This window comes from Brevibacillus sp. FSL K6-0770 (assembly GCF_038000275.1).
In the GTDB taxonomy this organism is placed as follows: domain Bacteria; phylum Bacillota; class Bacilli; order Brevibacillales; family Brevibacillaceae; genus Brevibacillus; species Brevibacillus parabrevis.
The window spans coordinates 5951343-5978033 of sequence record NZ_JBBOBQ010000001.1 but is presented as its reverse complement, the minus strand read 5'-3'; the positions used below and the strand labels follow the sequence as shown (position 1 = coordinate 5978033).

The 26691-nt window shown below is 47.7% G+C and carries 23 protein-coding genes and 2 pseudogenes; 23 read left to right on the top strand and 2 right to left on the bottom strand.

The annotated features are described in order from the left end of the window. Nucleotides 1-78: 78 nt before the first annotated feature. From NST23_RS28210 to NST23_RS28175, 8 genes are all read left to right on the top strand, one after another. Nucleotides 79-1365 (top strand): adenylosuccinate synthase, encoded by a 1287-nt coding sequence (locus NST23_RS28210; protein ID WP_122962250.1) that lies wholly within the window; start codon nucleotides 79-81, stop codon nucleotides 1363-1365. Nucleotides 1366-1526: 161 nt separating this feature from the next. Beyond that, the gene (locus NST23_RS28205) at nucleotides 1527-1736 is read left to right on the top strand and encodes a hypothetical protein (RefSeq protein ID WP_007780462.1); all 210 of its coding nucleotides are present in this window, start codon (nucleotides 1527-1529) and stop codon (nucleotides 1734-1736) included. Between the two features lie 334 nt (nucleotides 1737-2070). After that, the gene (locus NST23_RS28200) at nucleotides 2071-3567 is read left to right on the top strand and encodes a M23 family metallopeptidase (protein WP_122962251.1); all 1497 of its coding nucleotides are present in this window, start codon (nucleotides 2071-2073) and stop codon (nucleotides 3565-3567) included. A 184-nt stretch (nucleotides 3568-3751) separates the two neighbouring features. After that, the gene (gene yycF, locus NST23_RS28195; protein WP_122962252.1) at nucleotides 3752-4462 is read left to right on the top strand and encodes a response regulator YycF; all 711 of its coding nucleotides are present in this window, start codon (nucleotides 3752-3754) and stop codon (nucleotides 4460-4462) included. Then, nucleotides 4462-6285: a cell wall metabolism sensor histidine kinase WalK gene (gene walK / locus NST23_RS28190; protein ID WP_217022157.1), complete on the top strand. Its 1824-nt coding sequence runs from the start codon at nucleotides 4462-4464 to the stop codon at nucleotides 6283-6285. Before yycF ends, walK begins: the two co-directional genes overlap by 1 nt. Continuing rightward, the gene (locus NST23_RS28185) at nucleotides 6282-7664 is read left to right on the top strand and encodes a YycH family regulatory protein (RefSeq protein ID WP_217021981.1); all 1383 of its coding nucleotides are present in this window, start codon (nucleotides 6282-6284) and stop codon (nucleotides 7662-7664) included. Before walK ends, NST23_RS28185 begins: the two co-directional genes overlap by 4 nt. Continuing rightward, complete coding sequence (locus NST23_RS28180) at nucleotides 7651-8424, top strand: two-component system regulatory protein YycI (protein WP_122962254.1); 774 nt, start codon at nucleotides 7651-7653, stop codon at nucleotides 8422-8424. The genes NST23_RS28185 and NST23_RS28180 overlap by 14 nt, the downstream gene beginning before the upstream one ends. Before the next feature lie 48 nt (nucleotides 8425-8472). Beyond that, on the top strand, nucleotides 8473-9261 hold the full coding sequence (locus NST23_RS28175) for an MBL fold metallo-hydrolase (protein ID WP_063231647.1): 789 nt from the start codon (nucleotides 8473-8475) through the stop codon (nucleotides 9259-9261). Here the strand turns inward: NST23_RS28175 and NST23_RS28170 are convergent. Beyond that, on the bottom strand, nucleotides 9256-9492 hold the full coding sequence (locus NST23_RS28170) for a hypothetical protein (RefSeq protein ID WP_217021982.1): 237 nt from the start codon (nucleotides 9490-9492) through the stop codon (nucleotides 9256-9258). The genes NST23_RS28175 and NST23_RS28170 overlap by 6 nt on opposite strands. A 269-nt stretch (nucleotides 9493-9761) precedes the next feature. On the opposite strand from NST23_RS28170, the gene NST23_RS28165 reads away from it, so the two are divergent. The 6 genes and pseudogenes from NST23_RS28165 to NST23_RS28140 all read left to right on the top strand — a co-directional run bounded on the left by NST23_RS28165 (nucleotide 9762) and on the right by NST23_RS28140 (nucleotide 16026). Continuing rightward, nucleotides 9762-10982 carry a S1C family serine protease gene (locus NST23_RS28165; protein ID WP_122962257.1) on the top strand — a complete coding sequence of 407 codons (1221 nt, stop codon included), beginning with the start codon at nucleotides 9762-9764 and terminating at the stop codon, nucleotides 10980-10982. Between the two features lie 821 nt (nucleotides 10983-11803). Then, entirely contained in the window at nucleotides 11804-12052 is a 249-nt protein-coding gene (locus NST23_RS28160; protein WP_229049781.1) for a CxxH/CxxC protein, read from the top strand. A 6-nt stretch (nucleotides 12053-12058) separates the two neighbouring features. Further along, the gene (gene rlmH, locus NST23_RS28155; RefSeq protein WP_063231642.1) at nucleotides 12059-12538 is read left to right on the top strand and encodes a 23S rRNA (pseudouridine(1915)-N(3))-methyltransferase RlmH; all 480 of its coding nucleotides are present in this window, start codon (nucleotides 12059-12061) and stop codon (nucleotides 12536-12538) included. Nucleotides 12539-12616: 78 nt separating this feature from the next. Next, nucleotides 12617-14197: a GmrSD restriction endonuclease domain-containing protein gene (locus NST23_RS28150; RefSeq protein ID WP_173597204.1), complete on the top strand. Its 1581-nt coding sequence runs from the start codon at nucleotides 12617-12619 to the stop codon at nucleotides 14195-14197. 558 nt (nucleotides 14198-14755) lie between these two features. Next, nucleotides 14756-14895, top strand: a pseudogene (locus NST23_RS28145) (IS3 family transposase); the annotation flags it as partial. Between the two features lie 390 nt (nucleotides 14896-15285). Beyond that, nucleotides 15286-16026: pseudogene (locus tag NST23_RS28140) on the top strand (ATP-grasp domain-containing protein). 210 nt (nucleotides 16027-16236) lie between these two features. On the opposite strand, the gene NST23_RS28135 reads toward NST23_RS28140, so the two are convergent. Beyond that, complete coding sequence (locus tag NST23_RS28135) at nucleotides 16237-17280, bottom strand: zinc-binding alcohol dehydrogenase family protein (RefSeq protein WP_173597205.1); 1044 nt, start codon at nucleotides 17278-17280, stop codon at nucleotides 16237-16239. A gap of 124 nt (nucleotides 17281-17404) precedes the next feature. Here NST23_RS28135 and NST23_RS28130 point away from each other — a divergent pair, with 124 nt between their 5' ends. The 9 genes from NST23_RS28130 to NST23_RS28090 all read left to right on the top strand — a co-directional run bounded on the left by NST23_RS28130 (nucleotide 17405) and on the right by NST23_RS28090 (nucleotide 26672). Next, nucleotides 17405-17782, top strand: coding sequence for a winged helix-turn-helix transcriptional regulator (locus NST23_RS28130; protein WP_122962262.1), 378 nt, complete (start codon nucleotides 17405-17407; stop codon nucleotides 17780-17782). 313 nt (nucleotides 17783-18095) lie between these two features. After that, nucleotides 18096-18434: a hypothetical protein gene (locus NST23_RS28125; RefSeq protein ID WP_340965143.1), complete on the top strand. Its 339-nt coding sequence runs from the start codon at nucleotides 18096-18098 to the stop codon at nucleotides 18432-18434. 14 nt (nucleotides 18435-18448) lie between these two features. Beyond that, on the top strand, nucleotides 18449-19081 hold the full coding sequence (locus NST23_RS28120) for an ABC transporter substrate-binding protein (protein ID WP_340965141.1): 633 nt from the start codon (nucleotides 18449-18451) through the stop codon (nucleotides 19079-19081). Between the two features lie 247 nt (nucleotides 19082-19328). Beyond that, entirely contained in the window at nucleotides 19329-20816 is a 1488-nt protein-coding gene (locus NST23_RS28115; RefSeq protein ID WP_309538518.1) for an AraC family transcriptional regulator, read from the top strand. A 156-nt stretch (nucleotides 20817-20972) separates the two neighbouring features. Then, entirely contained in the window at nucleotides 20973-21473 is a 501-nt protein-coding gene (locus NST23_RS28110; RefSeq protein WP_340965140.1) for an ABC transporter substrate-binding protein, read from the top strand. A 502-nt stretch (nucleotides 21474-21975) separates the two neighbouring features. Further along, nucleotides 21976-23589 (top strand): helix-turn-helix domain-containing protein, encoded by a 1614-nt coding sequence (locus tag NST23_RS28105; protein WP_340965139.1) that lies wholly within the window; start codon nucleotides 21976-21978, stop codon nucleotides 23587-23589. Nucleotides 23590-23678: 89 nt separating this feature from the next. Beyond that, nucleotides 23679-24671, top strand: a complete 993-nt coding sequence (locus NST23_RS28100) for an ABC transporter substrate-binding protein (protein WP_173598923.1) — start codon at nucleotides 23679-23681, stop codon at nucleotides 24669-24671. Nucleotide 24672: 1 nt separating this feature from the next. After that, on the top strand, nucleotides 24673-25686 hold the full coding sequence (locus tag NST23_RS28095; RefSeq protein WP_242773465.1) for a FecCD family ABC transporter permease: 1014 nt from the start codon (nucleotides 24673-24675) through the stop codon (nucleotides 25684-25686). Beyond that, the gene (locus NST23_RS28090; protein ID WP_173597210.1) at nucleotides 25683-26672 is read left to right on the top strand and encodes a FecCD family ABC transporter permease; all 990 of its coding nucleotides are present in this window, start codon (nucleotides 25683-25685) and stop codon (nucleotides 26670-26672) included. Before NST23_RS28095 ends, NST23_RS28090 begins: the two co-directional genes overlap by 4 nt. Nucleotides 26673-26691: the final 19 nt, after the last annotated feature.

Sequence of the window (26691 nt, the reverse complement as noted above, 5' to 3'; positions counted from 1 at the left end):
GACATGCAAGAAATGGTTTAGTACACTTAGATTGTTTCAGGCCCAAAAGGACATGATGATATCAGGAGGTGTTTTTCGATGTCAACAGTCGTTGTCGTCGGAACCCAGTGGGGCGATGAAGGTAAAGGTAAAATTACAGACTATTTGGCTGAAAGCGCAGAAGTAGTAGCTCGTTACCAAGGTGGTAACAATGCAGGCCATACCATTATTTTTGATGGTAACAAATATAAGCTGCACCTGATTCCATCCGGAATTTTCTATACTGACAAGACCTGCGTAATCGGAAACGGCATGGTAATCGATCCGAAGGCATTGGTAAAAGAACTGGAGTACATTCACAGCTTCGGATTCTCTACGAAAAACCTGAAAATCAGTGATCGTGCGCATGTCATCATGCCATACCACATCAAGCTGGATGGCGTGGAAGAAGATAGCCGCGGAGCTAACAAAATCGGTACAACCCGCAAAGGGATTGGCCCGGCATACATGGACAAGGCAGCTCGCATCGGTATCCGTATCGCTGACTTGCTCGATCGTGAAGAGTTTGCTCGCAAACTGGAGCGCAACCTGGCAGAGAAAAACATGCTGCTGGAAAAGCTGTACAATACAACTGGTTTCGAACTGCAAGAAGTGCTGGATGAGTACCTCGCTCTGGCTGAAATCATTCGTCCATACGTAGCTGATACTTCTGTTGTACTGAACGACTCTATCGATAACGGCAACCGCGTTCTTTTTGAAGGCGCACAAGGGGTATTGCTCGATATCGACCAAGGCACGTATCCGTACGTAACGTCCTCCAATCCGATTGCAGGTGGAGTGACAATCGGTTCCGGTGTGGGACCAACCAAGATCAACCAAGTAATCGGTGTAGCAAAAGCATACACCACGCGCGTAGGTGACGGTCCGTTCCTGACTGAGCTGACTGACGCTACTGGCGATCACATTCGCGAAGTTGGCTTCGAATACGGCACCACAACTGGTCGTCCGCGCCGCGTAGGCTGGTTTGACAGCGTAGTCGTTCGCCACGCTCGTCGCGTGAGCGGTATTACTGGCTTGGCGATCACCAAGCTGGATACTTTGTCCGGTATTGAGACTCTGCGCATTTGCACAGCGTACAAATACAACGGCGAAATCATCGAATCGTTCCCTGCAAACCTCAACCTGTTGGCAAAATGCGAGCCGGTTTACGAGGAACTGCCAGGCTGGACAGAAGACATCACAGGTGTTCGCAACCTGAACGACCTGCCAGAAAACGCTCGTCACTACATTGAGCGCATCACCCAATTGACTGGTATTCCAATGTCGATCTTCTCCGTAGGACCAGATCGCGAGCAAACCGTTGTTGTACGCGGCATTTGGGGATAAGCATCACGTCAATAGCATACGTCCTCGCCAGTACATGTGCTGAGAGGCGATAAGAAAAGCTGTCGATGATTCGGCAGCTTTTCCTTTTTTTACGGACAGACAAGAAACGACACCCTCTGGGCATAAGGTTAGACATAAGGAGAAATGGAGAGGTGATCGTGATGATGGGATTTGATCAAAAAGCCAAGAAGCTGCTTGGGAAAAACGTACAGGTGAAGATGATCAACGGCGTCGTGATCAAAGGAACCATGACACATTTCAACAACGGTTACCTTTGCTTCATCACCACTTACAAGCAGCAAAATGACGCTGAAAAGACAACGATTCGCAGACTCGCACTCAAAGATGTAACATCGATGCAAGAAGTGTAAGTCTGGATGTCCGCGACGAAATAAGCCATCTTTCCGTACGATCAGGAAAGATGGCTGTTTATTGTTTGCCTCAGGCTATTGCTCTCCCAGTAATGAAAATATCCCCCAAATGTTTGTCCATCTGGTGAATATTCGCTCGTCATAATTTTTATTCGACAGCAATTTACACTTGATGTTGTCGTGAAACTTATGGTAAAGTCGACATAGTTGGTTTCTTTGGGCATTTTGGCAGATAATTGGAAACTAAATTTTGGGATATATGACCTAGTCGGTATTTTTAAAATTTTCGGAAATGGAACGAGATAGTTGTATCTGTTTTCAGGAGGGACAAGTTATGCAATGGTCTGAGTGGACGGCCAAGCTGCAAGAACGGTCAGAACGTATCGTTCGAGATTGCAGCGATCTGGCGAAACGCGCAATGAAACGTACAAGCTCGTACATCCAAGAACATAAAAAGCAGACACTTTCCATCGCAGCGGGATTGGTCGTTACGGTGGCAGCGGGAGCTTCTGCACAATACTATTACACGAGCAATGTCACATCCGTTTATCATGTCATCGTCAACGGACAGGAAATCGGTGTGGTGAACGACCCGAAAGTCATTCATGACTGGACGACAGCGAAGCTGGAAGAGGAAAAAGCAAAAAAAGGTCTGAACCTGACGCTCGCTGATTATGTAACATTCCAGGAAGAGCGTGAATTTAAAGCATCTTACGACAACGATGCAGCTGTCAAAGCACTTGCTTCGATCGCAGACATCAAAGTTCAGGCAGTGAAGCTGATCATTGACGGAAAAGTAGTCGGTTACTTGCCTGATCAGGAATCAGCTGACAAAGTGCTGGCTGACGTGAAGCAAAAATATTCCGGCGTTCCAGCTTTGACTGGCAAGCAAGCGGCAGTAGCAGCAGCTTCCATGTCTGAAGTGAAAGCAAACCCGGTAAAAGAAGTAACATTCAAAGAAAACGTAGAGTTGCAGACCGAACCAGTAGCTGCAGCTCAAATTTTGCCTGCCGAAAAAGTGGAAGAACTTTTGGTCAAAGGCTCTTTCAAAGATTTGAAACACACCGTAGTTGAAGGAGATTGCATCGGCTGCATCGCCAAAAAATACGGCATTACTTCAAAAGACATCTATGCCAACAACCCGGGCATTACGGAAAATACACTTTTGCAGCTCGGTCAGGAAATCAATGTGACAGCGATTCGTCCGTTGGTTACCGTGCGAGTAAAGGAAGAAGTATCCCAGCAAGAGATGATCGCGTTCTCTACGCAGATCAATAACAACGAGAAGCTTCCCAAAGGGGAAACAAAGGTTATTCAAGAAGGTAAAAACGGTACGAAGCTCGTTCAATACGAAGTAGTGAAAGAAAATGGACAAGTGGTGGATCGCAAGGTTATCAAACAAGATGTAGTTGCACAGCCTGTAGCAAAAATCATGGAACGCGGAACAAAAGTGATTCCTTCGCGTGGGACAGGCCGTTTGAGCTGGCCAGCCAGCGGATATGTGAGCAGTGGCTTCGGTTCTCGTTGGGGCAGACTGCATAAAGGAATTGATATTGCCGGACAAGGGTCTGTCATGGCGGCAGACAACGGCCGCGTAAAATTCGCGGGCTGGGACGGCGATTACGGAAAAGCAATCATCATCGACCACGGCAATGGCATGGAGACGCTGTACGGTCACCTGAACACGATCAGCGTAAAAGTCGGCGATGTTGTTGAACAAGGAAAGAAAATTGGCGTTAAGGGTTCGACAGGAGACTCCACAGGTGTCCATCTTCATTTTGAGGTTCATCAAAATGGACGAGTTCAAAACCCGATTCGTTACTTAAAATAGACATGTAATTTTTGGATGAAGAAGGGCGACTCTTTGGAGGAGCCCTTTTTGTCGTATCAGGATGTTTTTGCATACAAGGGCAGGGAGTGTCTGGCAGGGGTTTCTATGCAGCCCGGACATGGTGTATTGTAGAGGAATAGCGATGTGCGAAGTGGAATTGTTATAAGGAAAAGGAGGGAGCGGGATGGCAAAACTCCTCGTGGTAGATGATGAAAAGCCGATTGCAGATATATTGAAGTTCACTTTTGAAAAAGAAGGGTACCAGGTCGTGTGCGCCTACGATGGCGACGAAGCGCTCGTTGTCGTGCAGGATGAGAGACCGGACCTGATTTTGCTGGATGTCATGCTGCCTGGCAGGGACGGGATGGATGTATGCCGCGCTGTCCGTCAAACACATGATATCCCGATTATCATGCTGACAGCCAAAGACTCGGAGCTGGACAAGGTGCTTGGATTGGAGCTGGGGGCGGATGATTACGTCACGAAGCCTTTCAGTACGCGCGAGCTGGTGGCACGGGTGAAGGCTCACTTGCGCCGCAATCGTCCGAAAGCCGAAGAGAAAGACAGTCAGCATCTGTTGCGGGTACACGAGCTGGAGATCGATTTAAATTCCTACACGGTGGAAAAAGTGGGAGAGCTGCTGGATTTGACCCACCGCGAGTTTGAGCTGCTGATGTACTTGGCCCGCCACCAGGGACAAGTGATGACGCGGGAGCACCTGCTTCAGTCTGTTTGGGGCTTTGACTACTTTGGCGATGTGCGGACAGTAGACGTTACGATTCGCCGCTTGCGTGAAAAGATCGAGGACGATCCTAGCCAGCCGAAGTACATTATAACTCGTCGTGGCTTGGGCTACACGATGCGCAATCCCGGAGTGGGAGGCACGCCTGGATGATGAGGCGGCTGTTTAAAACGATCCAGTGGAAAATGGTCGTCATCTACATGCTGCTGATCCTGCTTGCCATGCAGTTCATCGGCGCTTATTTCGCTCGGGAAGTGGAAAGCTATTACATAAATAACTTTTCAGAGGCGTTGAATGCTCAAGCGAGTCTGTTGGCGAGTCTCCTGGAAAGCGATTTGCGGCCGCGTGACGGAAAAGAACCGAGCGTGGAGCAAAATCGCCAGGACATCGACAATCTCATCAACAACCTGGTGAAAATAAACGGCGCCAACGTCCAAGTCATTGACCAGACGGGAACGGTGGTCAGCACGACAGAGGACAAGAGCACGATCGGCCAGCGCACCTCGCAGCCGGAAGTTACGGTGGCATTGCTCGGAACGCGCAGTGAATCGATGCGGATTGATCCGCGGACCGGAGCGCGAGTCAAAGTGCTGGTACTGCCCGTAAAAGGCGATCAGATTGTCTACGGCGCTGTCTACATGATGGCTTCCATGGAAGGAACCTATACGACGATTCGCAAAATGAACGGGATCTTGGCGACGGGCACGATGTTTGCGCTCGTCATCACAGCGGTGCTTGGCGTGGTGCTCGCCCGGACCATTACGAAGCCGATCAAGGAAATGACGAAGCAGGCAAGGCTTGTTGCCGATGGTGATTTTAACAGCAGTGTGCGCGTGTACAGCGACGACGAAATCGGACAACTCGGGATGGCTTTCAACCATATGACGCTGCGGTTGCAGGAAGCGATTTTGCAGCAGGAAGAAGAGCGGGAAAAGCTCGCCGGTATTTTGAGCAACATGACAGATGGCGTGATTGCCGCCAACCGCAGCGACCAGATTATTTTGTTCAACCGCGCTGCGGAAGAGATGCTGCAAGTGCGAATGGCTGACGTCCTGCGCAAAAAGAGAACGTTGGCTGATTTGCTGGGGCTTCCCCCTGAGGACGAAATGTCGTTGTACGCCCAGGAGGAGCCGCTCTTCATTGAAATGCGCCTGCCCAATCAGGAAGAAGTTATTTTGCGCGTGACGTTTACGCCGTTGCAGCACGACAGCGGCAAAAAGGGCGGAATCATCGCAGTAGTGGCAGACGTGACAGAGCAGCAGCGGCTGGAGCAACAGCGCAGGGAGTTCGTCGCCAACGTATCGCACGAGCTGCGCACTCCACTGACGACGATCAAAAGCTATGTAGAAGCTTTGCTGGATGGTGCGGTGGACGAGCCTGATCTGTCCAATCGCTTCTTGAAAGTCACCATGTCCGAGACGGAGCGGATGATCCGTTTGGTCAACGACTTGTTGCAGCTAAGTCGCTTCGACTCCCAAGGTGTGCGCCTGCATTGCAAGGAGGCGGACCTCGGCCGGCTGTTGCGCTATGCGGCGGATCGCTTTTCCATCTTCAGCGAGCAGCAGGAGGTTCAGCTTGCCGTTGATGTGCCGAGCAAGCTCCCGCCTGTTTACATCGACCTGGATGCGATCAATCAGGTACTGGACAATTTGTTGTCCAATGCGATCAAGTATACGTCCCAAGGCGGCATGGTCGTGCTCTCTGCCAAAGAAAACCGCAGCTTGAACCGTGTGCAAATCTCCATCAGCGACACTGGGATCGGGATACCTGCCCGTGATTTGAAGCGGATTTTCGAACGGTTCTATCGGGTGGACAAAGCCCGCTCGCGGGGACAGGGAGGTACTGGTCTGGGACTGGCTATCGCTCGTGAACTGGTACAGGCCCATGGCGCAGATATCGAGATTACCAGCGAATGGAACGTGGGGACGACGGTGACGTTCTGGGTCCCATTTGCCCAAGGAGGTAGTGCGGGATGAAGCGGATGCTGGAGCCTGCCAAGACCGTCTTGCTTATCGTGCTGGTAGTGTCCAGTTTTTGCCTGACAGCGATGCTGTGGGCGAACCAGCCCAATTTGCAATTTATCGAGCCTGCACAATATACAGAGTCCAAGCCCGTCAAGGAAAAGACGTTGGAGCAACTGGTCACTCCGGAGTCGGTGGTCTTTCATTACGGGGAAGAACGCCATACGCGGGCAGTAGCGACAGATGCTCCGTACAGCTTGATCGTGAGTGAGATGTCCAAGTGGATTTTTCTCGATTTTTCTCCGTATGCGTTGTCGAATGACAAGTGGGGGGAAATTGCCCGGGAAAAGTTAGGGATCGAGGTTCGCTTTCGCAGCACGATTCCTTTGTCGATTGTTGGCCGCTTGGTAACGTTTCGCGACGAGTATGACCGCGAAATCAAAGGAATCGACCGGATTTGGCTGTACTACGAAAAAGACGAGGATGTCGTCTATGCGCTATTTCTCTCCACAGAGGAAGGCCGCATGATGCGTTCCCGCACGTCGATCAGTCCGAAAGATTTGCGAGAGTCGTATCTGGCTTCCGGAAGCTCCATGCCGGAGCAAATCATGAAGGTGGTCAAACCGGAGCGAACTTTTACAGCGATTGAAGGGCCGGCGCCGATTTGGAGTACGTATTATTTGCCGAAAAATCAGTCGCGCATGCAGCAATTCCGCTACAGCTATGTGCCAGTCACCAACGATCGTCTGATGGAAGCGTATTTTATCGATCAGTCGCTGGTGAGGCAAATCATGGAGCGGGACAAGACGGTTATTTTTACAGACGGAAGCAGGTCTATTCAACTGAGGGCAGAGCAGCAGGCGATTACTTTTACAGACCCGGCTTACCAGCAGCGGGCGCAAGAGTTGTCTGATGAGGAAAAAGTCCAAGGCGCAGTTACTTTTATCAACAAGCATCTCGGATGGCTCGATGACTTTCATTTTGAGCGGATTAAAAAAAGCTACAATGAAAAGGACCTGATTACGTTCCGGCAGTATGTGGGCGCCTATCCGTTGGTCAGCACAAGTGTGCCGATTCAGATTGATACGATCCAGATTACTTCGGAAGCGGGACAAGTTGTGACAATGAATCGCTCTCTGCTCGATTTGGACAAATATATTGGCAACAGCGAGCAGACCATCCTGTCGGGACCGGAGCTGTATCAGTTGATCAGGGACAAAAAACTGGCGGATACGGAGCAAATCACCAATGCGTATCTCGCCTATCAAACGGTCATCGGAAACGGTTATGTCGACTTGATCCCAACCTGGATCGTCGAGCTGGCGAATCAGGGGAATCTCTATATTCTCGCACGGGTGCAGCAGGGAGGGGGAGAGACGCATGGATTGGAGTAGAACCAAGACCATTCTGATCTGGGCCTTCCTGCTGCTCGATCTGTTTCTGTGCTACCAGGTGTACGTGACGCGCATCAGCTTGTGGAATGACAAGGAAGTGGCGCAGGGCGAGAAGTGGAATATGGAGATGTATCTCAACCAGCAAAATATTTCCCTGGACACGGAAGTGCCTCAGGAAACGCCCGAGATGGCTTATTTGGACGCTGAATACGTCGGGATTAATCCGATTAACCTGCATGATTTACCAGGGATTCAAGCTACGGTGGAAAAGATGTCGCTTGCGGCAAGACTTGATCCGCCGATTCAGCTTCGCGGTCAGCTGACGCCAAATGAGTTGCTGCGTCAGATCGGGCCAAAACTGATGTACGCCGATCAGTACGGGCCGGATTCGTACCAGTCGAACCAATCACGTCTGCTGTACTGGCAAGTTCACGAAAAGATGCCGATCTACATTGCCCCTTTGGAAGTGTACTTGGAAAGCGGGACGATTTTGGGATACAGGCAAACCTTTTTCCATGTACGGGAACAAAAAGGCGTGCGCCAGGTCATCTCCGGTTACAAAGCATTGCAGTCGATGGTGGAAAAGAAAATCATTCAGCCGGGAGAACGGATCGAGAATGTCAGCTTGGGCTATTACGGTTCATATGACGCGGACATTCAGGCGCTTGCTCCGGTATGGCGAGTCATTCACGACGGCAAGCAGCATTTTGTCAATGCGTTCACAGGTGCTCTGGAGCGCGCGATGGTTACGAACAGGTAGCAGATATAGACAGACTGTCAGGGAAAGTTACGGGAAGAGGGATGTTCGGTGAGATTTAGTGTGTTGGCAAGCGGGAGCACAGGCAATGCCATTTACGTAGCGACAGATCGTGTTTCCGTGCTGATCGATGTGGGGATTACGGGCAAACAGGCCGAGGCGGCGCTCCAGACGATCGGCGTCAATCCAGCCGATTTGAGTGCGATTCTCGTTACGCACGAGCACGTCGACCATATCAAAGGGGTCGGAGTGATGGCGCGGCGATACGATCTGCCGATTTACGCCAATGAAAAAACGTGGGCAGAGCTGAACGGGCAGATCGGCACGATCAAGGAAGACCAGAAGCGGCTCTTTGCCGTAGGAGAGAAGCAAGAGCTTGAGGATTTGGGCATTGAATCGTTTGGCATCTCGCACGATGCGGCGGAGCCGATGGGCTTTTGCTTTTACCATGGCAAAAAAAAGCTGAGTGTCGCAACAGACCTGGGCTATGTCAGCGATCGGATCAAAGAGACGATTCGCGGTGCGGATGCGTACGTATTTGAGTCCAACCACGATGTGGAGCTGCTGCGCATGTCGCAATATCCGTGGAGCATCAAGCGGCGCATTTTGAGTGATGTGGGCCACTTGTCCAATGAAGCGGCAGGCGACGCCCTGATCGATTGTCTCACAGGGGGAGCAGAGCGAGTGTATTTGGCTCACTTGAGCAAGGAGAACAACATGATCGACCTCGCCAGACTGACGGTGAAAAACATTTTGGAGGAAAAAGGTCTGGCGGTCGGCAACGATGTGCATTTGCGCGATACATACCCTGATCGGCCGACCAAGCTGGAAGAGCTATAGGAGCGGTTTGGTCTGGGTTTGGCGACGGCTGATGGCGTTCGAAAGCTGGGCGATCGTATCGAGTTGAAAGCTCAGTTGACTATCCAGCTCGGTTACTTTTTCTGTCAGCTCGTCATGTGTCAGCAAGCCTTTGGCAACGAGGATATCGATGAGAGCGTGCAGGACAAGCGTGTTGCGGTAATCGGTTTCTTGCAGATCGGCAAGCTTGGCGATAATCTGTACCTCTTTCATATCTATCAACCCTTTCAATTTGGATGGGGTCGTAAAAAGCTTTTAATCTAGCATATCCGGGCCTTCGGTGAAATATTCCGAGGGCTTTTTGCATTCCACAACCTTTCCATATTTCTCACGCGATTTTGCCGAAACCAAGACGTATACTAAGGGTGTCAAAAGGAAGCAGTCAACCAGAACTCATACATGCAAACCTGTGATACAGGTGTATAGGAGTAACGCAAACCTGTAACCCTAGTATTAGTAGAGGAAGAAGGAGAGTGTGAATCATGGGGTACTATGATGATTTGACTCATGTGGAGCGGAAAAAACGAAGCGGTTCAATCGGTCGTACTGTTCTGACGTCAGTAACGTCAGCGGTGATTGGGGGAATGGTCGTCCTGCTCATGCTGCCGACTCTCTCCAACTCCGGATATATCAACATGGTCAAGCCAGGGACAACGAATGTCATGAGCAACCCGGCAGCCAACCTGTTTGCCCAGCCTGTCTCTGTAAAGGTGGAAACGGGTACAGTCAACGCAGTGAAAAAAGTGGAGAACGCAGTAGTCGGCGTGATTAATATCGGACGAACTCGAACCAACTGGTTCAGCAATACACAAGATGTCGAGCAGGGCGAAGGCTCTGGCGTCATTTTCGAGAAAAAGGGCGGAAAAGCCCACATCATCACCAACTACCACGTAATCGATCAGGCGCAGAAGCTGCAAATTGCTTTGCCCACTGGTGAAAAGGTAGACGCGAAGGTTTTGGGTGCCGACCCGTACGCTGACTTGGCTGTTCTGGAGATCGATGGAGCGAAAGTAACGACAGTAGCCGAGCTTGGGGATTCCTCCACGCTGCAAGTAGGCGAGCCGGCCATCGCGATCGGGAACCCGCTGGGAATGAAGTTTTCCCGCACAGTGACGCAAGGTATCATCAGCTCGCTGGAACGCTCGATGCCAATGGACTTTAACGAAGACGGCCAGGACGACTGGGAGCTGGACGTTTTGCAAACGGATGCCGCGATCAACCCGGGCAATAGCGGGGGCGCACTGGTCAACATCGAAGGCCAGGTCATCGGAATCAACACCTTGAAGATTTCCAAAGAAGGCGTGGAAGGCTTGGGCTTTGCCCTCCCAATCAATGATGTAAAAGTCATCGTCAGCGAACTGATGGAAAAAGGCAAGCTGGAGCGCGCTTACCTCGGCGTGCAGCCATTCGACCTGACAAACGTGCCGCGAGTGCATTGGAAAGAAACACTGAATCTGCCGGACGATGTGCAGGCAGGGGTAGTGGTTCAAGGCGAAGTAGGCAAATTCTCTCCAGCAGGGCAAGTCGGCCTGAAGCAATATGACGTCATCGTCAAACTGGACAACAAGGACATCTCGAATGGCGCCCAGTTGCGCAAATTCTTGACCTTGAACAAAAAGCCAGGCGATTCGGTGGTCATTACCTACTATCGCGATGGTGTTAAGAAGACAGCTACAGTTAAGTTGACGAAAACACCGCAGTAAGCAAAGGCAAAGCATCGATTGAAATGACTCGCGCTTGCGATGAGGGTTCGTGGCTTATGTATGCCGGATGCGATTCTTTTTTCAAGCGAGGATAGTCGGATGGTATATGTAAGCTGGATGTAACTCCTTTCCCAACGAGGATAATCGGACGAGTGGCGTATGTATGCTGAATGCCGTTCCTTTTTCAAGCGAGGACAGACGGACGGATGGCTTATGTAGGCCAGATGCCGTTCCTTTTTCAAACGAGGACAGACGGACGGATGGCTTATGTAGGCCAGATGCCGTTCCTTTTTCAAACGAGGACAGACGGATGGATGGCTTATGTAAGCCGGATGCCGTCCCTTTTCCCAACGAGGATAGTCAGATGGCATGTGTAAGCCAGGCTGTGTGAGTAAGTGTAGCAGAAAGAAGGAAGTATGCTGGTGGCTTGCGGCGGCATGAATAGCCCGCAGGACGAGCAATCATTGGTAGCAATTCCGGGACGAATTTGTCCCGTTTGCATATATGTTCCCCCCTCTATCTATTTTTAAATAGATCCCTTCATTGAAGAGCGTCGAGCTGAGATCGGCGCTCTCTTTTTTTGCTTTTTAGCATGTTTGTGCTGGGGTATCTCCGCACTCTTTTGTGCATCTTTAGCTATGGTTCAGGAAGTGCCGGGATTCTGGGGTTCTGGTGCAGGCTCCGGGCTAGGTGATGACGTGACGGAGCGTCCACGATGACAAGTCAGCTTAGCTCGGTTCGAAGCAGATGGATTTGTTTTGCTGGCGTTCTGGGGTAGAATAGGAAACGACATGAAAATGCGCGGAAAAGAGGCAATGGACATGGACAAAGGCAAAATGATGGACAGCATTCAAATAGATGGGCAAAAGGTGGAGTTGGAGGCGGGGTATCCTGTACGGTTTTCTTGCATGGAGCATATAGAGCAGGAACTGGACGACTACGTAAACGACTTCGAGGCAGCGCCGGACACCTATCCGGCAAAAGCAATTGACGACGACGCAGCAGACAAGCGCTGCCGAGTATGCGGCGAGCCAGGTCAGATTGCGCTTTTGAAAGAGAAAGGAATGTAGACGATCGTGCAAATCACAATCATTACGGTAGGCAAACTAAAGGAAAAATATTTGCGCGAAGGCATCGACGAGTACAGCAAGCGCCTGTCTGCCTACTGCAAGCTGCAAGTAATCGAAGTCAGCGACGAAAAGGCTCCGGAAGAAATGAGCGCCGCCGAGATGGAGCAGGTGAAGCGCAAAGAAGGCGAGCGCATCCTGGCGCAGATCAAGCAGGACCAGTACGTAATCGCGCTGGCGATCGAGGGACAGATGTGGTCATCGGAAAAGCTGTCGGCGGAGCTGGACAGGCTGGCCCTGCACGGGCGCAGCCAGGTGGCATTTGTGATCGGCGGATCGTTGGGACTGGCAGACACGGTGCTGAAGCGTGCGGATGCGCTGTTGTCGTTTTCAAAGATGACGTTTCCGCATCAGTTGGTACGGTTGGTGTTGTTGGAGCAGGTTTATCGGGCGTTTCGGATTAGTCGGGGGGAGCCTTATCATAAGTGAGGACAACAATCCATTGTGATTATTTTAAAATATTTGATATAGTATTCTTGTGAAAAATTTTTGAGGGGATGAAATAATTTGGCAGAGCCTCTTACGATAAGGAAAGTAATTGAAAAAATTACATCAGGTGAAATCAGAATACCTGCATTCCAAAGAGGATATGTGTGGTCATCTGAGCAAGTTTCATATTTATTAGACAGTATATATAAAGGTTTTCCTATTGGAACGATACTACTTTGGAGGACAAGAGAACGGCTGAAGGTCGAAAGGGATTTAGGAAATTATACACTTCCTGATCCTAGGAAAGATTACCCAATTGACTATGTGCTCGATGGTCAGCAAAGATTAACTTCTCTCTTTAGTGTATTTCAAACAGAATTAATCCCAAATCAAAATGATGAATGGTTGGAAATATATTTTGATTTCACAAGTAAAGATGTAATTCAAGAAAGTAAATTCGTACCACTAAAAATACAAGACTTTGATCCAAATCGGTATTTCCCTATGAATTGCCTATTTGATTCAGTAAAGTATCGAAAGGCAGCAGAAGGTCTTGACGCTGAAACAATAGTAATTATTGATAAACTCCAAGAGAAATTCAAAGAAACTCTCATACCAATTCAAGTAATGGAAACGGAAGATAAACATCATGTTGCAATTGTCTTTGAACGAATTAATAGATTTGGTACTCAATTAGATACTTTTCAGTTGCTATCAGCTTGGAGTTGGAGTACTGATTTTGATTTGCAGGACGAATTCTCGCAACTTGCTGAGGAAATAGAGCCATTTGGATTTGGAGATTTATCTTTTGATAAGGATTTACAATTGAAGTGTTGTAGTGGTGTTATTTCGGGAGACACTGCTCCTGCAGCAATAATTAATTTAAAAGGTGAAGAGGTAAGAAATAACTTTACTAAAATTAAGAACGGCATTAAATCAAGCATTGATTTCTTACAAAAAGAACTAAATATTTTCTCTCTTAAATCGATGCCATACCCAGCCATGATTGTTGGCCTTACTAGATTTTTTGCTACAGATAAAGAAAATGGCCTCCTTTATACAGAAAAGCAAAGAAGGCAGCTAATACGATGGTTCTGGAGGTCTTGTTTCTCAAGACGATATTCTAGTGGTGTTACCGATGCTCATAAAGCTGATTTACGGGCAATGGACGAATTGAGGAAAAATGAAGAGTATGATATTGCAAGTTTTGAATGTAGTGTAGATCCTACATTTTTTATGAGTAATCAATTTAACGTTAATACTGTCAATACTAAAACTTTCATTACATTACTTGCTCATAAGGGGCCAAGATCGTTCATCTCAGGTGCAAAAGTTGATTTAAGCAAAGTTTTAAAAAATGTAAGTAAAAATGAGTTTCATCATATTTTCCCGGTCAATTATTTGGAAAATACATTGAACGTAACCAGCAAGAAGGAGATTAACTTGCTTGCAAACATTTGTTTTCTAAATAATTCTGATAATCAAAAGATAAAAGATAAGTCACCTTCTGTATACAAAGAATTAATTGATCCTGCTTACTTGTCTGAAATTCTAGAGACGGCGTTTTGTCCATATGATGCTCTTGTTATTGATTACGAACTGTTTTTACAAAAAAGAGTAGGAAAGCTAGTTGAATATGCGAGAGAATTAATAGAATAAAATGATAAGTATTATGAGCAGGATATAGTACTTTACAATGTTGTCATATTTTTGACAGACAAAGTGGTGGTAGTTATGAGCCGTCTAAATTGTTTCTATTATGTATTGACTACCATGATAAAGCACCTAATACTCCTTCTTTTGAACCGTTTTTGTTTTGGGCAGAAAAACAAAAATGGTTTACTCTTTTAAAGAACAGGTTACACAAGAAATAAATATGTATAGGCTCCAGCACAAGATAGCTGAGCTGACTGAATTGATTTTAACCGAAGAATGTTGAAAAGAAACTGTGAGATACATATGAATCAACGGGAAGAAGAAGTGAAATTGCCATTTCGACATGTATTGCCTTATTCTACAATTTCTTAAATAAACGAGATAAAATGAAAAAGTTTCAAGATAACTTAAATCTGGGACTGACCCCATAACATGAGACAAATCAAAACACCTCCCAAGAGAGTGTGACCATGTCGTAAGAGGTGGGAACAACTTGGAGGTGTTTTTTCTGTGGCAACAAGAGTAAGTTACCCCGCCGAAATCAAGTTAAAGGCTATTGAAATGAGTCTGGCGGGTGATCTGTGAGAGAAGTAATGGAGTAGCTTTGTATCAAGACCAAGACGCAGGTGGAAACATGGCTACGTTGGTACAGAGACGGCGAAATTCACCGCTTTGAACAAGCGTTAGGCAAACCGTACACGAGTAAATACTAGTTAAAAAGTTGACCATTTTTGAGTCAAACGCTCATCTCAGAGTTGACCACCAGCGATGCTTTATTTTACACAAAGCAGCATTTTAAAGCTTGGCTGTGCATAAGATTTTAGATGTATGGTTGACTAAGGATTACAATGAGAGGTTTCCGGAAAGAGATGGATGCAAAACATAAATAATGATCGAATATTTTAAGGAGGAGCTGGCCACTACAGCTCTTTTCTTATTTTTTACAAGCGGTTTAGATATTTCCTGTTATTTTCCAGATCATGTTATGATAAGTATCAGAAGAGGTTTTGAATATAGAGCTAAAATGAAGATTGAATTATTTTAGTAGTACTTAAAACAACAAACTCATTTAATATAATGGAGCGATCTGGATGAGAGCATATATACAGGAAAACAAAAATGGAGAATTTTACAATGTAAATGCATTTATTGCTTTTGAAGGCTTCACTTCATTAGGGTGGGAGATCGCTAAATTTCGTGATATTAATGAAGTTAAAGAAGATAATCCAGAAGACATAGTAGTTGGTGGTATTGGCAACGTGAGAAGACGTCTTGAAATGTTGGGAATAGAAAGAAACCGAGGAGAGATAGATTATCCAGATTTTTTATCTCATTACTTTGGCAGGAAAATATGGACTACAACGATTCAACAGCTTTTGGAAAATAAACAGGATTGGAATGTTTTTGTAAAACCGAAAGACATCACAAAAAAATTTGCAGGAAAGGTGATTAAGGAATATAAAGATTTTATCGGATTGATTGAATAAGATAAGGATACGAATATTTGGTGCTCGGAAATAGTTGATTTTGTCACGGAATGGCGTTGCTTTATACGATATGGAGAAATACTTGATGTCAGGCAGTATAAAGGTGCCTGGGATTCAAAATTAGATCTACGTGTTATAAACAGTGCTGTTAAAGATTTTGTTGATGCGCCAGCTTCATATGGCTTGGATTTTGGAATTGATCGAGATGGGAATATGAAGTTGGTTGAGGTTAATGATGGTCATTCCCTAGGGACTTACGGGATCGCTCCGGTAAATTACGCGAAGTTTCTTTCAGCCAGATGGTCAGAATTAACAGGAACTAAAGACTATTTAAAAACCTTATAGTTCATGGTGTCAGGGTTCGATCAGTTGAGCTTTATGGGAACGGATGGACCCATTTACACAAAATATTTTACAGACTCTAAGAAAAATTTGTCTCCCCAACACCATACCATTTATACTCAAAAAGCCCCCACATTAGCCAGGGGGCCTTAAAGCTGTCTATTCACATTACCGCCATTTGGAACCAAACATGACTACTTCGTCTTCGCAGTATCAGAATTTTTCCAAAACAATTTTCCCAATGGTCCGTCCGGATTCCAACTTTTCATGCGCGAGACGAAGGTTTGCTGCATTAATGGGCTCCAGTCGTTCAGTCAGTGTAGTTTTAATTTTTCCATCGTCGATTAAGTTCGCCAGTTCATTCAACAATTGGTGTTGTTTCATCATGTCCTTGGTATGAAACAAAGACCGTGTGAACATGAACTCCCATACAAATGTTACACTCTTAGAAAACAGCAAGTCCATTTTCAGGCTCCCTGCCCAGGTAGCCTTATTTACAGGAACGATCGAGCAAATTTTACCTTGGGGCACGATGACTTCCGCCATGTTTTCAAGATGTTGAACAGTATCATTCAAGCAAAAGATATAATCTACAGCGTCGATGCCAACTTCCTTGAGTTGAGGGTGAAAAGCGTTGTTGTGGTTTATGGTAAAATCCGCACCGAGATTTTTGACCCATTGGATTGACTCTGGACGTGAAGCCGTACCGATGACGGTCAAACCTGCTGCTTTTGCAAGTTGAATGGCAATCGATCCTACTCCTCCAGCTGCACCGATAATCAGTATGTTTTTGTTTTCACCTGTATTTGCGCTAATTCCCAAACGATCAAACAGGCCCTCCCATGCAGTTATCGAGGTAAGCGGTAATGCAGCGGCGGCTGCGAAATCCAAACTTCTTGGCATATTTCCCACAATACGTTCATCAACCAAATGAAATTCACTGTTACTGCCTGGACGAGACACGCTGCCCGCATAATAGACCTTGTCCCCAGGTTTAAACAATTGGCAGTCGGGACCAACTTGTTCTACGATTCCAGCGGCATCCCAACCAAGAATTTTCGGTGACTCGGCTTCGTAGTTATGTGTTTCGCGAACGCCTACGTCGGCAGGGTTGACTGAGATTGCTTTTACACGTACAAGCAAATCGCGGCCTGTAGGTTCTGGTTTATCCAAGTGCAGATCAATAAGGCTTTCCGGGTTGGATATGGGGAGGTATTGGTAAGCACCGACAGCTTTCATCTTTTGGTGAGTATTCATGGGTATCATCCTCTCAAATAGGAAATGTTGTATAGTTGCATTGTAAATCGATGCAATTACTTTAAGTAAGTACGCATATTTTTATGGTATAGTATTAAAAATCAAACCATTGGGGGATAAGCTGATGGGAGACCGGAGAAATAAATATGGAGCAAGTCCGGATATGCAAGCATGTCCGGTTGAAACAACGCTGGATGTTATTGGTGGAAAATGGAAGGGGATTATTCTCTATCAGCTCCTAAACGGAACGAAAAGATTCAATCAATTAAGGCGCCTCAATCCGGGAATAACGCAGTTTATGCTCACATTGCAGTTAAGAGAGCTTGAACGGGATGGCGTCATTCATCGCGAAATATATAAAGAGGTTCCTCCGAGAGTGGAATACTCCCTTACTGATTTCGGAAGGACTTTGGAACCGATCATTATGTCAATGAAAGCATGGGGGGAGTCTTATAAAGTACGGCTTACTGAAAATCGAACGATACAAGAAGAGGAAAATTAAGGCGGTGGGTACAAGGCCACAGCTACGGGAAGGAAATCAGATATATATCATTTGAAGGCCATCCCCGCAAAGGATGGCCTTCGTATCGAAACGAATTTAGCGGACAATATCTCATATGATGACATAACTCAGCTCGCCTGGTGCTCTACGTATCATTTTCAACCAATGTAATCGTATGCGCGCATACAACTTGGACAAAATCAATCGTCCATTTTTAGTTTGTCCATTGAGTACGGCACAGTTATCCATTACGATTACCTTTATACTGATAACGATTATCATTTTCTTTAATAATTTTCGGGGGAGAACTTATATGCATCGAGGATCCAAAGCATTCGTTCTATTAAGCACTTTTGCGCTGATGGGGGGACTATTGCTAGGCTGCGGCAACAACGAGGCGAAGGAAAGCCAATCGGCAAGTCCTAGCCCTGTCGCTGAAACGGCGAAAGCGTCTGCCGCAACGACTCGTATGTTCACGGATTGGGCGAAGCATGAGGTCGAAGTTCCGGTCACACCGCAGCGGGTCATTTATCATGGAGAGACGACGGGGGATTTGCTTGCCCTTGGCGTCGAACCGATCGGAATCATGAAGCAGGCTATTGAGGGCACTGTGTTGGAAGACAGGCTGCCCAGGACGTTGGATTTCCGCTGAACGTAGAGAAGGCTTTGACGCTTAACCCGGATCTCATTATTTTCTCTAACTCCGACACACAGCAATACGAAGCGATTTCGAAGGTGGCTCCCACCGTCACCTTCAATACGTTCGATACGCTGGAAGTACGGATGCGCACCTTGGGCGATCTATTGAATAAGAAGCAAGAGGCGGAGGAATGGTTGGCGGCTTATACGGTTAAAGCGGCGGATATGTGGGCAAACCTGCGTGCAAACGGCATACAGGAGGGCGAAACGGCCTCTGTATTCACGATGTACCCGGGCAATCGTCTTTTCGTAATGGCAGGGGCGGGCCTCCCTCAATTCTTGTATGAAAAGGGCGGGTTCAAACCGTTGCCGATCGTTCAAGAATTAATCGACCAGCAGACCGGATTCATCGAGATATCCACGGAACTCCTTCCGAAATATGCGGCCGACCGTATCTTCATTCTGAATCCCGTCGATTCTGCGGCGCAGGATTCCACGAAAGAACTTCGTGCAAGTGAAGTTTGGCTGAACCTTCCCGCAGTGAAGAGCGGGAAGGTCTACGACTTCGATATTTTGAAAGCAAACAGCGATGCGACATCGAGGGAATGGATGATTACGGAATTGCCCAAAGTATTGTTAAATCAAAAAGGGAATCATTAACTCCCGAAACCTAAAGCCAACCTGAAGAAGCTCTTCAACGCTTGTTGAAAAGCTTCTTTTTTTTATTTATAATGTCCTCAATTGATAATCGTTCTCATGAGAGGAAAGAAGGTGTCCTATGACTCCGTCTCCGACAGTCCCTATACCGCTGCATTCCTTGTTGTTTCATTATATAAATGTCGAATTGCTAAACCATGGCGCCGGCGCGGTATTAGCCGAAGAAGTTACTTCAAGTTATACGTTATTCGTGTTTAAGAGTGGTAAAGGGAGAATCTATACGGAGTCGTTCAGCGCGGCCTTCTCGACGGACAGTGTTTTTCTACTTCCGCCTGCCGCCGTTTACCAATTCGAGAGCATGGACGATGGGCGAATCGAATATTTTCGGATCGCCTTTGGAGTGTTCCATATTGAGGACGGCAAAGCCGAGCCTTACAGTCAACCTTTATTCCCGGACCGCCAAGAGCTTCGCGTTTATCCGCAGTCGCAATGGAACGAATTGTTGGCCCAGTTGTATGTTGGCCATGCAAGCCGGCACGGCATAGAGGCGTACCGTCAACAATTGCAGTTCCAGGAGGTCATTGCCTTTCTGCTGGAGCATAATATGGGGGGCGATCAGTTGCAGGGCCCCACCCAAGCGGTAGAGCAAGCGATCCAATACATGCGAACGAGCTTCCAGGACCCGATCACCGTTGTCCAGCTCGCGCGCATGGCCAATGTTCCTTCGTGGCAGTTCACGTCGATTTTCAAAGAGCTGACCGGAAAAAACCCGCTCGATTACTTGACGGAGCTGCGTATTAATTGCGCCAAAGAGTTGTTAATCCGCACGGAGAGCCCTCTTCGGGAAATAGCTGAACGTGTCGGCTTTACCGATGAATACTATTTCAGTCGGCGCTTCAGGCACATGACGGGTTTCTCGCCCAGGCAATATGCCGTCTCCATGAGACAGAACATTCTCGTTAAAGATTGGAACGGCCACGAAGTACGAATCCCTTCCAACCCGCGCCGGATTCTGTACTGCGGGGAAACCGCGGGCGATATTAGCGCGCTAGGTATTCCGTTAATTGAGAAGCAGCTCTTCTGCAAAGATACACCGCTTGATCAGGAGCTTGCTTCCAAGCTCTCGCCGGACTTAATTATCGTCGATCATTCCGATGAGAAGCTCTATTCGCAAATTTCGCGGATCGCACCCACTCTGGCCTACAATTCTCGCGGTTCGCTGAACGACCGAATGCTCATGCTCGGCGAGTGGTTCGGCAGAAAAAAAGAAGCCCAGCAATGGCTTCTTCATCATAATAGCGATACGTTGCTGATGTGGCGTCAGCTTCGGCCGCTCATACGTCCCGAGGAGACGGCTTCCGTGTTCGTCTTCCATCGGGGAAAGCGGTTGTTCGTGATGGGGAATATCGGTTTGTCCGCCATCTTGTATCATCCCGATGGCTTCCGACCTGCGGGCAAGGTCCAGCAGATCATGAAATCAGGCAGGCCATACAAGGAAATCACGGCCAAGACCATCCATCACTACGCTGGAGATCGCGTGTTCATGATGCTCCCGGAAAGCGCCGAGTCCAGGACTGCGATGGAGGAGTTCATGAACGGCCCGATCTGGAACAATCTCCCCGCCGTGAAAGACGGGTTCAGCTATGTGCTGGACGAGAGGAGTTGGAACTACGAGGACGCGAGGACGAGGGTCAAGCTGCTCTCCCTGCTGCCTACGCTCTTTACGCGGTCCTCGTAGTATCACGGAGAGATAGATTATCCGGATTCTTTATCTAGTTACTTTGGCCGGAAAATATGGACTACAACGATTCAAGTGGACTATATCACAAGTGACAGCAAGCTTGCGGGAATAACCCCGTACAGAAATATTCGATAGCAGTTAGACTGAGATGTCGTGAACACGTTGCGGACGATGGGCGACATTGTGAACCGCAAAACGGAAGCGGAAGCGTGGATCGCCAAGTTCGAGGAAAAGCTGCAACGCATTCGCGACCAGATCGACGTGAAGATCAAACCAGGCACGACGGCGACGAGCTTCATTTTCTATGAAGGAGAGTTTCTGATCGGGGGAACGGATGGCACGCTCGGCAAGCTGATTTATGAGGATTATGGCTTCGAAATGCCCAAGAACCTGAAAAAGTTCAAGGACGGCGGCACGGGGCTTTCGATCGAGGCATTTGTAGCCGAACCAGCCGACAACTTCTTTACACAGATGACCGAGGCAGAATTGCCAGGTTTGCTGGAGCGCTTTAAGGAGCCGCTGTATCAAGGAATCCCGGCGATCAAGAACAACCGCATTATCAACGTATCCCGCGAAAACTGGAACTACGGCCCTTACCTGGTGGATAAAGCGGTTGACGACCTGATCTCGCAAATGAAAAATCTGCAATTATAAATGATAAGGGGGCGAGTGTTGCTGGCGTGAAGCTTGGCAAATCGCAATGACCCCTTCCTTTCTCTTCCGGCATCCGATTGGGTGCCTTTTTGATTTGCAAGACAACATCTAACAGTTGGAGGTGCGGTTTTTTGTGCGTGGCGCCAATCAACCATGAGCGGGCTGTGTGTGGCCACCGTTGATCGGCTTATGCGCACATCACATTTATGCGTGATCAGATGACGGCAGCAGTGGAACAGGCATGAATCGACGCTGATCTTGCTAGTGTCGGCTTCGAATGAGGAAGATGAGGAGGAGAATGCCGATTAGAATGAACTACAGATTCGTGCTTACGGTGTCGCTGTATCTGAACCCCAACCTTTTTGACACGACTATAACTGTCAGTTGCATGATAGCCTATCTTCCCAAAACGAACACAAATGACGAAATAGCCGTAGCCTTCACTACATTCATAAGAATATAATGAGAATAGTTATCATCTGGTGAAGGGGTGCAAAGATGGATGAGGACGACGAACCTTACAAATAAAGGTCATGAGGACACAAGCTCTTATTTGTTCAAATTAATCAAGGTAATTCAAATGGACGATGCGAGTTTGTCCGCAGCGCTGAGTAGAGAACACCATGCCTTGCTATATGTCCATCAATCCCGGAACGGTGAAGAGACTGCTCAGATGCACTATGCTGCGCCATACACTCCCTTCGTCTGGAAGCCGGAAGCTGCTGCTCAGCCTTCATCCTGCTATGAACTTCAATTTGCTTGCTACTCACCGAAAAACAATAATTATGAGCCTCATTTATCGCCGATCCTGCCTGCCCATGTGCCAATATCGCCATTTGCCGGCATTACCGACCTCGTGAAAGAGCTGGCACAACTGCAAGGTCATGCAATGGCGATGCAGTTGGAGCAAATGAAAGCCAATATCAAGTTTCAGGAATTATTGCTGGAGCTAATGGCAGGGTCAGCTGAAGAAAAGGATGGGCTTACCGAGCAGGGCATCGAGTATTCCCGCAAGTACATAGAGCAATTTTATGCTTCGGAAATTACCAGAGAGCACCTGGCAGCATTGGCAGGTCTAAATCCGGATTACTATTCACGCGCTTTTAAAAAGAAGTACGGCAAAACGCCGATCGAGTATGTAAATCAAGTGAGAATCAAGCATGCGAAGCAATCGCTTTTGCTGTCAAATGAGTCATTTCGTACAATCGCCCATCAAGTAGGATATAGCGATGAATTTTATTTTAGCCGCAAGTTCAAGCTGGAGACGGGCATGTCGCCCACTTTTTACATCAATAAAATCAAGATGACGGATAAGATTGCTTCGTTAAAGCATTTAACAACCGGGCATCTGGTAGCTTTGAACGTTCAGCCTTATGCTGCGGTTAAAAATAATATATACCCGATTGAAGATCGCTTGGAAGACACCATTAACATCGGACAGAGCACCCCTGAACTGGAAAAACTATTAGAGGCGCGCCCAGAATTGATCATCATGCGAGAACATACCCATGAAGACTTGTCTTTGAAGGAACAATTATACAACCAGATAGCACCAACCATTACCTTGCCTTATCACCAGGACTGGCGTATTCACCTGCAATCCATCGCCAAAGCAATAGGCAAGGCGTCAGCCGCTAATGCATGGCTTGAGCAATACGAGGAAAAAGCAGAGCGAATCCGGCGGAAATATGCACAAAAAATCGAGGGCCAGACCTTTCTGATTGTAGGGATTGGAGCGGGGGAAATGTGCATTTACGGAAAACGGAACGTCGGGACTGTCCTGTATGGCGATCTACAGCTTGCTGTACCTGCTGGTGTCGAACAGATTGCCCACTATCAGGAAACGAATGTACAAGCATTGAAACAGTACGACCCGGAACATATTATTTTGACGAGCTATAGGCACGACGGATCAGAGAGGATGAATTACGCGATCAACCGTGAAGTCCAGCAATTGTTTAGACAAGCGGATTGGCAGGAGTTGAAAGCAGTCAGAAATTCATCTGTTTATCCGATGTACCAAAGGCAGCATCTTTACACTTGCTATACCTCTTTATCCCATGATTTGCTTTTGGATCAAATGGATCAGCTGCTAGAGTCTTATATCTCCAAATAACAGTCGGATACGTCCATGTTAAAAAGAAGATAACTTCATATAATTGATAATGAGAATTAATATCGGACAACAGTAGAGGAGACTGATGTATGCAGCAGAAACCGAAGTTATTGCTATTACTGCTTATGACGATGGTACTTTCGATTTTTACAGCAGCGTGTGGTAGTGCGGATAACAAGGTATCCAATAATTCGGAGGCTAAGCCAGCCGAGCAAACTCGCAAAATTACACATCCGCTCGGCACTACAGAGATCGTGGGAACGCCCAAGAAAGTTGTGACTTTATTTCAGGGAGCGACAGATGTAGCAGTTGCCCTGAATGTGAAACCAGTTGGCGCCGTTGAATCATGGTCGCAACAGCCTGTCTATGAATACTTGCGGGACAGCCTGAAGGATGTTGAAAATCTCGGAGTAGAAACACAACCTAATCTGGAACTGGTATCCAAGCTGAAGCCGGATCTCATTATCGCTTCTATTTCACGGCACGAGAAAATCTACGATCAATTAAGCAAAATCGCTCCAACCGTTATGATCGATCCATTATACGATTTTAAAAATACGCTGACTGTCGTGGGTCAAGCACTGAATAAAGAGGCGGAAAGTAAAGTTTTGCTGGATCAGTGGGACAAGCGCGTGGCAGATTTAAAAACAAAACTTCAAACCAAGCTTGGCAGCGCTTGGCCGCTTGAAGCAACCGTATTGAATTTCCGGGAAGATCATGCGCGTATTTACGTGACTGGATTTGCAGGGGATATCCTCGATGAGCTGGGGTTCATTCGCTCCAAGACGCTACAGGCTGAAGCCGATAAAGGAACGGTTCACATGAAGCTGACGAGCGTAGAAAGCATTCCTTCGATGAATGCAAAGGTCCTTTTTGTATTCAAGTTTGACGATTCTGGAGCAGAAAAAGTGCAAAAGCTGTATCAAGAGTGGACGAATCATCCGTTGTGGAAAGGTCTGGATGCAGTAAAATCGAACAATGTACATCTGGTTGATGAAGTCACATGGAATGTCGGTGGAGGGATCATTGCCGCCAATCTCATGCTGGATGATATTTACCAACGGTTCGGATTAGAGAAGTAACATGGCGCATCTATTGTTTGACCAATCGAAGAAAATTTGGGGGTGTGTGGCTGCGTTCGTTTTGTTTATTCTGGCTGCTACAGCCAGCGTATCTCTCGGACAGATCACCATTCCCTTTTCGACAGTCGTGGATGCGTTCGTTCACTTTGACCCAGCCATTACCGAGCACATGCTTGTTCGTACAACCCGTTTAACCAGAGCGATTATTGCCATGGTTATCGGAGGAGCGCTTGCTGTTGCCGGAGCCTATATGCAGGCGCTCACTCGAAATCCGTTAGCCTCTCCGAGTATATTTGGAATTAATGCAGGTGCGATGTTTTTTATCGTACTTGCTCTTTCCATTTTTCCGGCAGCTTCGATGCTGGTCTATATGTGGGTCGCCTTTCTGGGTGCTGCGGTGGCCGCCGTCATTGTCTACTTTTTAGGCTCTTTGGGCCGAGACGGGCTGTCTCCTGTAAAAATGGTGCTGGCGGGTTCAGCCGTGGCGGCTCTGTTTGCTTCCTTTACGCAAGGGACGCTTGTCTTAAATGAAGAGAACTTGGAAAGCGTGCTGTTCTGGATGGGCGGCTCTGTCTCGGTTCGTACAATGGAGAACGTCCAACCGCTGCTGCCTATTATGGGTGCGGCTTTTATTCTTGCCTTGTGTCTGGCTCGTCCGGTGAATGTGTTGATCTCCGGGGATGACGTTGCGCGCGGTTTGGGACTGAGGCTGGGATGGGTGAAATTTGCCCTTGCCGTAGTAATCGTTGTTTTGGCAGGCGGTTCGGTTGCGATGGGAGGAACGATTGCTTTCATTGGGTTAATCGTTCCTCATATCGCCAGAGGATTGGTCGGGCAGGATTATCGCTGGATTGTTCCTTACTGCGCGCTAATGGGAGCAAGCCTGCTGCTGTGCGCGGACGTGTTGGCCCGCTTCATCATCATGCCGCAAGAGATGCCGATTGGCGTCTTGACGGCTTTAATGGGAACCCCTTTCTTTATTTACATTGCACGCAGGGGGTTTGTGAAGAAATGACAAGGCATCAGCGGATGATAGTCGTAATGGCAGCAAGCTTGGCATTGCTGGTCTGCATGGCGGGATTAACATTGGGGTCGACCCTGCTTTCTCCTTTGGAAGTGATTGCGGAGCTGTTCGGTTTAGGCGACGGTGAAAATGCTTATATTGTCATGACACTGAGACTTCCGCGGGTGCTACTGTCTTTTCTGGCGGGTGCGGCACTCGGGATATCGGGTCTTATTTTGCAAAGCGTCATTCGGAATCCACTGGCTTCCCCGGACATTATCGGGATTACGAACGGAGCGGCCGTAGCCGCTACGCTGTATACGGCGCTGTTGATGGGAAAATGGGGAGTGGCTGGCTTACCTTTTGCCGCCATGCTCGGCGCAGGAACGGTATCTCTCCTTATTTATCTGCTCTCCTGGAATAAAGGCGTGACTCCGATTCGGCTCGTTCTGATCGGGATTGGGATGGCAGCGGCAGCAGGAGCGGTTACGACGATGATGACTGTGCTGAGTCCAACTATGGTCGCTTCACAAGCGTACATTTGGATGATCGGTACTGTTTATGCGGCAAATTACGCGGAGGTTGGAGCAATGCTTGTCGTCATCGGCGTTTTGGTGCCGTTGACCCTGATACTGACTCGGCCAGCGCACGTTCAAGAACTGGGAGATGATGTTGCTACAGGCTTGGGTGACGCCGTGCAGCGCCATCGAACGCTTTTTATCGTGATCAGTGTAGCGTTGGCTGGCTCTGCCGTGGCATATGCGGGTACGATCGGTTTTGTGGGATTGGTAGCTCCTCATATTGCCCGAACCTTGATTGGGCGATCGTTCTATCTGCTTGTGCCTGTAGCCGGGTTATTAGGCGGCTTTCTTGTATGTGCGGCAGATGTGATCGGAAGAACGCTGTTTTTGCCGTATGATATGCCGGCGGGAATCTTTACCGCAGCGATTGGCGCGCCGTTCTTTATCTATTTGTTGTACCGAAATCGAAACCTCTAATACCGCTCGGGAGGAGACT